The sequence below is a fragment of the Novosphingobium sp. genome, from assembly GCF_025351285.1.
GTDB lineage: Bacteria > Pseudomonadota > Alphaproteobacteria > Sphingomonadales > Sphingomonadaceae > Novosphingobium.
Map to the genome: position 1 here is coordinate 1 of NZ_JANXWG010000039.1, position 8,281 is coordinate 8,281.

At 65.1% G+C, this 8,281-nt stretch carries 7 protein-coding genes; 4 read left to right on the forward strand and 3 right to left on the reverse strand.

Annotation, left to right across the window (positions count from 1 at the left end; genetic code table 11):
* Positions 1–333, forward strand: a 333-nt coding sequence (locus tag Q0R16_RS04710; RefSeq protein ID WP_295632731.1) for a pyruvate kinase alpha/beta domain-containing protein, incomplete at its 5' end; no start/stop codon positions are given.
* A gap of 68 nt (positions 334–401) precedes the next feature.
* Here the strand turns inward: Q0R16_RS04710 and Q0R16_RS04715 are convergent.
* Complete coding sequence (locus Q0R16_RS04715; RefSeq protein WP_295632734.1) at positions 402–734, reverse strand: hypothetical protein; 333 nt, start codon at positions 732–734, stop codon at positions 402–404.
* A 150-nt stretch (positions 735–884) separates the two neighbouring features.
* Here Q0R16_RS04715 and Q0R16_RS04720 point away from each other — a divergent pair, with 150 nt between their 5' ends.
* Entirely contained in the window at positions 885–3,194 is a 2,310-nt protein-coding gene (locus Q0R16_RS04720; RefSeq protein ID WP_295632737.1) for an ATP-dependent helicase, read from the forward strand.
* Positions 3,195–3,330: 136 nt separating this feature from the next.
* A complete protein-coding gene (locus tag Q0R16_RS04725; protein ID WP_295632739.1) occupies positions 3,331–4,164 on the forward strand; it encodes a MipA/OmpV family protein in 834 nt (277 codons plus the stop codon).
* Positions 4,165–4,207: 43 nt separating this feature from the next.
* Here Q0R16_RS04725 and Q0R16_RS04730 read toward each other — a convergent pair whose 3' ends face one another.
* Together Q0R16_RS04730 and Q0R16_RS04735 are read right to left on the reverse strand one after the other, a co-directional pair.
* The gene (locus Q0R16_RS04730; protein ID WP_295632742.1) at positions 4,208–5,710 is read right to left on the reverse strand and encodes a DEAD/DEAH box helicase; all 1,503 of its coding nucleotides are present in this window, start codon (positions 5,708–5,710) and stop codon (positions 4,208–4,210) included.
* Positions 5,711–5,932: 222 nt separating this feature from the next.
* A complete protein-coding gene (locus Q0R16_RS04735; protein ID WP_295632744.1) occupies positions 5,933–6,499 on the reverse strand; it encodes a hypothetical protein in 567 nt (188 codons plus the stop codon).
* Between the two features lie 165 nt (positions 6,500–6,664).
* On the opposite strand from Q0R16_RS04735, the gene Q0R16_RS04740 reads away from it, so the two are divergent.
* Positions 6,665–8,134, forward strand: a complete 1,470-nt coding sequence (locus Q0R16_RS04740) for an FAD-binding oxidoreductase (RefSeq protein ID WP_295632747.1) — start codon at positions 6,665–6,667, stop codon at positions 8,132–8,134.
* Positions 8,135–8,281 lie beyond the last annotated feature (147 nt).

Consider the following 8,281-nt stretch of genomic DNA (forward strand, 5'->3'; position numbering starts at 1 on the left):
GCGGGGATCATCGTGTTCACCGGATCGGGCTCGACCGCGCGGCGCGTGGCGCGCGAGCGGCCTTCGGTGCCGATGCTGGTGCTGACACCCTCGCTGAAAACCGCGCGCAAGCTGGGGCTGCTATGGGGCGCGCACGCGGTCCACACGCAGGACATCGGCAGCTTCGAGGAGATGATCGCCAAGGGCAAGCGCATGGCGCTGCGCCACGGTTTCGGCGTGGCCGGATCGCGGCTGATCGCGCTGGCGGGGGTGCCGTTCGGCACGCCGGGATCGACCAACCTGCTCCACGTCGTCACGCTCAAGGGCGATGAATTGAGCCGCTACAAGACCTAAGGGCACGCGCAAAAGGGGTGCCGGTTTCCCGACACCCCTCCCTGCGACCCTGTTCAGGGCTCAACTGATTACATTTTATGGTGGCGCATCTTGTGATGCGTGTTCATCTTGTGGTGCATGCCCATGCCGTGAGCGGGGGAACCACCCTTGACATCGCTGGCACGCGAACGACCTGGCGCGCCGCCTTCGCCGGGGTTCTGGCAATTGTCGACCATCCCGCCACGGCAGACCGGATAAGCCTTGTTCATCGTATCGGCCGGCGGTGGCGCCATGTTGCCGGGCATGTCGGCGCCTTGCGGCGCTGTCTGCATCGTATCCTGGGCAAATGCCGGTGCACCTGCCAGCATGAGGGACGCGCTGGCTGCCGCGATCAGCAGGGGGCGGATGGGGATCATTCGCATCGGATGTGCTCCTCGTTGTCCCTTCTCCCGAAGGGTTACCGAGCCAGAACGGCTGTCCGCACCGCTGGTTCCGCAATGCGATTGCAACCCGTAACGGTTGGTCGCCATGCGCGCTTGCGCTGCCTGCTTGCGTTCCCTACTTGTTCGCTTGTGTCCAAACCCGTTTCATCTTCGACCGCAGCGCCGGTTTCGCCTTCGGCCAATCCGTTTCTCAACGGACTGAATGCGCCCCAGCGCGAAGCGGTGCTGACCACCGAAGGCCCGGTGCTGATGCTGGCCGGCGCGGGCACGGGCAAGACCGCCGCGCTTACCCACCGGCTGGCGCATCTGGTGGCGCAACGGCTGGCCTGGCCGAGCGAGATCCTGTGCGTCACTTTCACCAACCGCGCCGCGCGGGAAATGCGCGAACGTGTCGGGCAGTTGATCGGGCCGGCGGTGGAAGGCATGCCGTGGCTCGGCACATTCCACGCAATCGGCGCCAAGATGCTGCGCCGCCACGCCGAACTGGCAGGGCTACAATCCAACTTCACGATCATCGACACCGATGACCAGTTGCGCCTGCTCAAGCAGTTGATCCAGGCCGAAGGGGTGGACGACAAGCGCTGGCCGGCCAAACAACTTGCGGGGCTGATCGACCGCTGGAAGAACCGCGGATTTCTGCCCGCCGATCTCGATGCGGGCGAGAACGAGGCTTACGCAAACGGCAAGGGCCGGTATTTCTACCAGCTTTACCAGGACCGGTTGAAGACGCTCAACGCCTGCGATTTCGGCGACTTGCTGCTCCACGTGCTGACGATCCTGCGCACGCACCGCGACGTGCTCGAACAGTACCAGCAGCGCTTCAAATACATCATGGTCGACGAATACCAGGACACCAACGCGGTTCAGTATCTGTGGCTGCGGCTGCTGGCGCAGGCGCGGCGGAACTTGTGCGTGGTGGGGGACGACGACCAGTCGATCTACTCCTGGCGCGGTGCCGAAGTGGCCAATATCCTGCGGTTCGAGCGTGATTTTCCCGGCTCCAAGGTGATCCGGCTCGAACAGAATTACCGCTCCACACCCGCAATTCTCGGCGCGGCCTCGGGCCTGATTGCGGAGAACGCCGAACGACTGGGCAAGACGCTGTGGACCGAAGCCAATGGCGGCGACAAGGTCCGCGTGATCGGTGTGTGGGACGGGCCAGAGGAAGCGCGCCGCGTGGGCGAGGACATCGAACGACTCGAACGCGAAGGCCTGCCCTTCGACAAGGTCGCGATCCTGGTGCGCGCGCAGTTCCAGACGCGCGAATTCGAGGACCGCTTCATCTCGATCGGCCTGCCGTATCGTATCGTCGGCGGCTTCCGCTTTTATGAACGCGCCGAAATCCGCGATGCGATCGCCTATCTGCGGCTGATTTCGCAGCCCTCGGATGATCTCGCGTTCGAACGCATCGTCAACGCCCCCAAGCGCGGGTTGGGCGACAAGACAATCGAGAAGCTGCACCGCTTGTCGCGCGCCAATGCCATCCCGCTGGCGGCGGCGGCGGTGGAAATCTGCCAGACCGACGAATTGCCCGCCCGCGCGCGCGGCACCCTCGCCGCGCTGATGCGCGATTTCGCGCGCTGGCGCGACGGCATCGCCACGCTCACCCCGGCAGAACTGGCGCGGACGCTGCTCGACGAATCGGGCTACACCGCCGCGCTCCAGGCCGAGAAAAGCGCCGAAAGCGCGGGGCGGCTGGAGAACCTGTCCGAACTCGCGCGCGCGATGGAGGATTACGAAACGCTCGGCGATTTCCTCGAACACGTCAGCCTCGTCATGGACAACGATGCCGACAAGGACGCCGAAAAGGTCACGCTGATGACCATCCACGCCGCCAAGGGGCTGGAATTCGAGCAAGTGTTCCTGCCCGGCTGGGAAGAAGGCGTGTTCCCCTCGCAACGGGCGTTGGACGAAGGCGGGCTGGCCTCATTGGAAGAAGAACGCCGCCTCGCCTACGTCGCGATCACCCGCGCGCGGCGGCGCTGCACGATCATCCACGCAGCCAACCGCCGGATTTATGGCCAGTGGACCAGCTCGATCCCGTCGCGCTTCATCGGCGAATTGCCGGGCGAGCATGTCGATGCCGAAACCACGATGTCCGGCGGCGCCTCACTGTGGCGCGCGCAGTGGTCCGAACATTCGGACCCCTTCGCCGATGTCGCGCGCGCGCAGCCGTCGCGGATCGTCACGCGCGGGCCCGGCTGGCAACGCGCGGCGGGGCGCGAATTCGAAGCCGCCCCGCGCAAGATCGCCGAAAACACGCGCTCGGCCGCCAGCTTTGCCGACAAGCCCCGCGCCGATATCGCGATCGGCGCGCGCGTATTTCACGACAAGTTCGGCATGGGCACGGTGGCCGCGCAGGAAGGCAACAAGCTCGAGATCGAGTTCGACGCCGCCGGCCACAAACGCGTGATCGACAGTTTCGTCCGGCCCGCGTGAAGGGTTCGGGATCGAGTCGCCCGATGGATCGTTATCGGGCGCGCTTGTCAGCGACGACGAACCCCGCTTGAGTGGCGCGGCGTCATCAAACTGACTCGCCGATTGCGCAAGATGGCGCGATATTAAAGGGGCTTGCATGGGGAATTCTTGGGCATTCGTTCGCCTGGCGATCGCCGGATGCGCGTTGACGGCAGCCGGCACGGCGCGCGCGTCCGAGCATGCCGACAACCGCTTTACCGTGGGCGTCGGCGGGATCGTCGCTCCTGATTACGAAGGTTCGAACGACTATGTGATCCGCCCGGCACTGGGCGCGCTGGCGCGGATTCACGGGCATAACATCGCATTCAAAGGCACGTCGCTGAGCATCGATCTGGTGCCCGAATACCGCGACCAGAAATTCAAGATCGTGGTGGCGCCCTTCGCCAACCTCAACTTCGACCGGTCCGACAAGCCGCGCGATCCCGTCGTCGGGCTCGTCCGCAAGCGCAAGGTCGCGCTCGAAGCCGGCGCTACCGTCGGGCTCACCTGGAACGGCGTGGTCACATCGAAATACGATACGCTGACAATCCAGGTTTCAGCCTCGCACGATGTCGGCAACGTCTCGAAAAGTTTCATCATCACGCCGACCGCGCAGTACCTGACGCCTCTGTCCGAAAAGACCGTCGTCGGCATGAGCTTGTCGGCCGACGTGGTCGGCGGCCGCTATGCGCGGTATTATTTCGGCGTGGGACCGAACGCGAGCGCTGCCTCGGGCCTGGCCCAGTTCAGGCCATCGGGCGGGCTCAAGAGCGCGACGGCGGGCCTGATGGGCGCCCATGCGCTGGGCCACGATCTCAATCACGGCTTCGCACTGGGCGCCCTGTTCAGTTATGAACGGCTGTTCGGCGATTTCGCGCGATCACCGCTAGTGGCCACGCGCGGTTCACGCAGCCAACTGGTCGGCTCGATCGGCCTGGGCTACACGTTCTAGAAGCCGATCAGGCCGCAAATCAGGCCCCAGATCAGGCCGCAAATCAGGCCAGCGCCGACACTCCGAGGAAGCCCGGAACCGGACCGTTCCACTCACCCGAATCCGCAGCGGCCGCACCTGTGGGAGCAGTCGGTTCCGAGCGCGTCTTGTTGGTGGGCTCTTCGCGCTTTTCAGTGCGCGGAGGCCGGGCTTCGCGTTCGCGGGCCGGTTCGTCGCGGCGTTTGCGTGCTGGCGCTGGCTGCTTGACCGGTTCCGCAGCAGCCTCAACCACCGCAACGTCGACCACGGCGGGTGCAACCGGAGCGGCTTCGACCTGCCTGGATTCAGTCCGTTCGGGCTTGGCCCCTCCGCGGCTGCGACCGCGGCCACGTTCGCCCCTACGCGTTTCGGCGCCTTGAGCGGTATCTGAGGCAACAGCGCCGCCTTCGGATGCCGAAAGGTCGAACAGCGGAATTTTCAACCCGGTCAGCTTCTCGATCCCGTCGACCGCCTCGGCATCGTCATCGGTGACAAGCGTGAACGCGCGGCCGGTGGCCCCGGCCCTTCCGGTACGCCCGATGCGGTGGATGTAATCGTCGGGGTGCCACGGCGCGTCATAGTTGAACACGTGGCTCACGCCCTTCACGTCCAACCCACGCGCGGCGACATCGGAGGCGACGAGGATGTTGATCTTGCCGTCCTTGAAGCCCTGCAATTCGGCGATGCGCGACGATTGGTCCATGTCGCCGTGGATTTCGCCCGATTTGAAGCCCAGCCCGAGCAGGCTTTTGTTCAATTCGCGCACCGTGGTCTTGCGGTTGCAGAACACGATCGCGGTGGTGACGTTGTCGGTCAGCAGCAGATGGCGCAGCGCCTCGCGCTTGCCGCGGCTGGTCACGCGCACCTTGTGCTGCACGATGTTGATGTTGGCTGTGGCGGGCCGTGCCACTTCGATCGTGCGCGGATTGCTGAGGAAGCGATCGGCCAGCTTCTTGATCGGCGGCGGCATCGTCGCGGAAAACAGCAGCGTCTGGCGCTGCGCGGGCAGCTTGGTGCAGATCGTCTCGATATCGGGAATGAACCCCATGTCGAGCATGCGATCGGCTTCGTCGATCACCAGCAGGTTGCAACCGGTGAGCAGGATCTTGCCGCGTTCGAACAAGTCCATCAGCCGGCCAGGCGTGGCGATCAGCACGTCGACGCCCTTTTCCAGCGCCTTGACCTGATCGCCCATCTGCACGCCGCCGATCAGCAGCGCCATCGAGAGCTTGTGGTTGGCGCCGTACTTTTCGAAGTTTTCCGCGACTTGCGCAGCAAGTTCGCGCGTCGGTTCGAGGATCAGCGAGCGCGGCATTCTTGCCCGCGCACGACTTCCCGCGAGGATATCGATCATCGGCAGCACGAAGCTGGCGGTTTTGCCCGTGCCCGTCTGCGCGACGGCGATGATGTCGCGCATCATCAGCACTTGCGGGATAGCCTGCGCCTGGATCGGGGTCGGCTCGGTATAGCCCGAGGTCTCGATCGAGCGGAGCAGTTCTTCGGAAAGGCCGAGATCGGCAAAACTCATAAAGGAAATAATCCGGTTCGTTGGGGCGGAAATGTTGAATGCGTCCGCACGACAATCATCCGGCGGGCAAGCGAGCCGCAGGACCAAAGGTCCGTTCGCCTTGCACTTGCGCGCAACGGGTGAAAAACAGACCTTGTTGGCCGCTAAGACGATCGACGCTGCAAAGTCAAGAAATCAAGCGTTCCAACCGTTGCTTTGCGGCCGTAATTGACGGTTCGGCGGTCAGCTGCCCGGATCGGCCAGGTCAAGCCGGCTGATCGAGCAATTGGCACCCGCGCGCGAATGGATCACATCGCGTCGCGCGCACAGCATCCCGTCGGGGGTGGGTTCGACATAAAACCCGGAATAGAATGAACTTGCGCTGCAGATCTTGGGCAATGTCGCCAGCACCATCCGATCATCGCGCAACACCAGCATGAGCTGGTTTGCTCCGCTTAACCGCAGTCCGCCCAGCGCGGACAGGGCCACGCAGCGGATCTGCCGCTTATCCGGCCCGCGCTGCGGCGCGCTGGACGGCGGGAGGGCAATGAACGCCCCGCGCGGCAGTTGCCCCGGATAGATGCGGATGGTCAGGTGCTGTTCGATCCGCACCTGATTCCAGGTTTCGGGATCGAACGTGCCCGGCCGATCCTCATCGCTCGAAAGCAGCGGCGGACCGTTCGCTTGCAATGCCAGGGCCCAAGCCGAATCCTCGATCCCGTCCACACGATCACCCGCATCGACCGGCGCGGATTGCGACGGCGTCAGCAGCAGCGCCAGCGGCGCAAGAAGTTGGGCGAGCGTGGGCATAAGCGGGTCGAAGCGGCCTGCGGATTCCTCAATCGGTGTACCGAGCCGCCCTGACGGCTCGAATGGTGTGCCCTTTGGATAGGGCCGCTGCTTGAATGCCCGCTTAACCCGCCTGAAACGAAAAAGGAATTGCCCGTCCGGCGCAATCTTCGTAGCGCGCAAGCCATGGACGCCGCACCCGCATCCGTCTCCGATTTCACCGAACCCGCAACCGACGGCTTTGTTGTTGCCGCTGCGGCGATGCTGGGCGCGCGTGGCTGGACCACCGATGCAGAACTGATCCAGCCGTGGCTCACCGACTGGCGCCAGCGCTTCACCGGCCGCGCGCTTGGCATGGCATCGCCGGCGAACGCTGCTGAACTGGCCGCGCTGGTGCGGTTGTGCGCGGATCACCGCGTGCCGATCGTGCCGCAAGGAGGCAACAGCGGCATGTCGGGCGGCGCTACGCCCGATACCACCGGCCACGCGATCGTGCTCAGCACGCGGCGCATGTCGGCAATCCGTGCGATCGACGTCGAGGCTCGCACCGCGCTGTGCGAAGCCGGCGTGATCCTCGAGGTGCTGCACAATGCCGCCGAGGCGCAGGGCTTGCGCTTTCCGCTGTCGCTCGGCGGTAAGGGATCGGCCACGATCGGGGGGCTGATTTCGACCAATGCCGGGGGCACGCAAGTGCTGCGCCACGGCTCGATGCGAGCAAGCGTGCTGGGGCTGGAAGCAGTATTGCCCGACGGGAGCGTGTTCGACGCGCTGGTGCCGCTCAAGAAGGACAACCGCGGGTTCGATCTCAAGCAGTTGCTGATCGGGTCCGAAGGCACGCTGGGCATTGTCACCGCCGCCATGCTGAAGCTCGAACCCGCGATTGCCGCGCGGGCGGTGCTGTGGGCCGGGCTCGATTCGTTGACCGACGCCAGGGCGTTGCTGCTTCTTGCCGAAACAATGGCCGGCGCGGCGCTGGAGGGTTTCGAGGTTATGCCCGCGCACTCCCTGGACGCGGTTTTGGCGCACTTGCCTGATGCGCGTGCGCCGCTGGCGGGTGACCACGCGTGGCACGCGCTGATCGAACTGGTCGCAGATGCCGAAGCGGCCGAGCGACTGCCCGAACGCGCCGAAGCTCTGCTCGCCCGTGCGTTCGAACAAGGCCTGATCGCGGACGCAACGATTGCGCAAAGCAAAGCGCAAGCCGATGCGTTGTGGCTGCTGCGCGAGGCAATCGCTCCCGCCGAACGCGCGCTCGGTCCGGCGGTGCAGCACGATATTTCGGTGCCGGTGGCGCGGATGCCCGATTTCGTCACCGCCGCCGTGCCCGCGATCGAAGCGACATGGCCGGGCACGCGCGCGGTCGGCTTCGGGCACCTTGGCGATGGCAACATCCATTTCCATGTGATCGCGCCAAATCCCCTCCCCGAAGGCACAGACGGCCCGGCATGGCAGGCGGACGACGGCAAGGCGATCAGCCGCCAGGTCCACGATCTCGTCACCGCATGGGGCGGCTCGATCTCGGCCGAACACGGCATCGGCCAGCTCAAGCGCGACGAACTGGCGCGAATCGGCGATCCGGTCGCGCTCGGGCTGATGCGCGCGATCAAGCACGCGCTCGATCCCCTGGGCCTGATGAACCCGGGCAAACTGTTGTAAGCGCCGCGGTTGTGCACTCACTTGCGCAGCCCCGTTCAACATCCTAAAGCGCGCGCTTTCCCCGCGCGGGAGCGTCTCAAGGCGTCTGCGTGGCCCAACATGAGCGGAGAGAATTCATGGCCAGCGCGCCGCAAGCCGAACTGCCGA

Coding starts and splice junctions, on each gene's coding strand:
- Q0R16_RS04735 (WP_295632744.1), bottom strand. CDS start 6,499: ATGCCCACGCTCGCCCAACTTCTTGCGCCGCTGGCGCTGCTGCTGACG.
- Q0R16_RS04715 (WP_295632734.1), bottom strand. CDS start 734: ATGCGAATGATCCCCATCCGCCCCCTGCTGATCGCGGCAGCCAGCGCG.
- Q0R16_RS04740 (WP_295632747.1), top strand. CDS start 6,665: ATGGACGCCGCACCCGCATCCGTCTCCGATTTCACCGAACCCGCAACC.
- Q0R16_RS04730 (WP_295632742.1), bottom strand. CDS start 5,710: ATGAGTTTTGCCGATCTCGGCCTTTCCGAAGAACTGCTCCGCTCGATC.
- Q0R16_RS04725 (WP_295632739.1), top strand. CDS start 3,331: ATGGGGAATTCTTGGGCATTCGTTCGCCTGGCGATCGCCGGATGCGCG.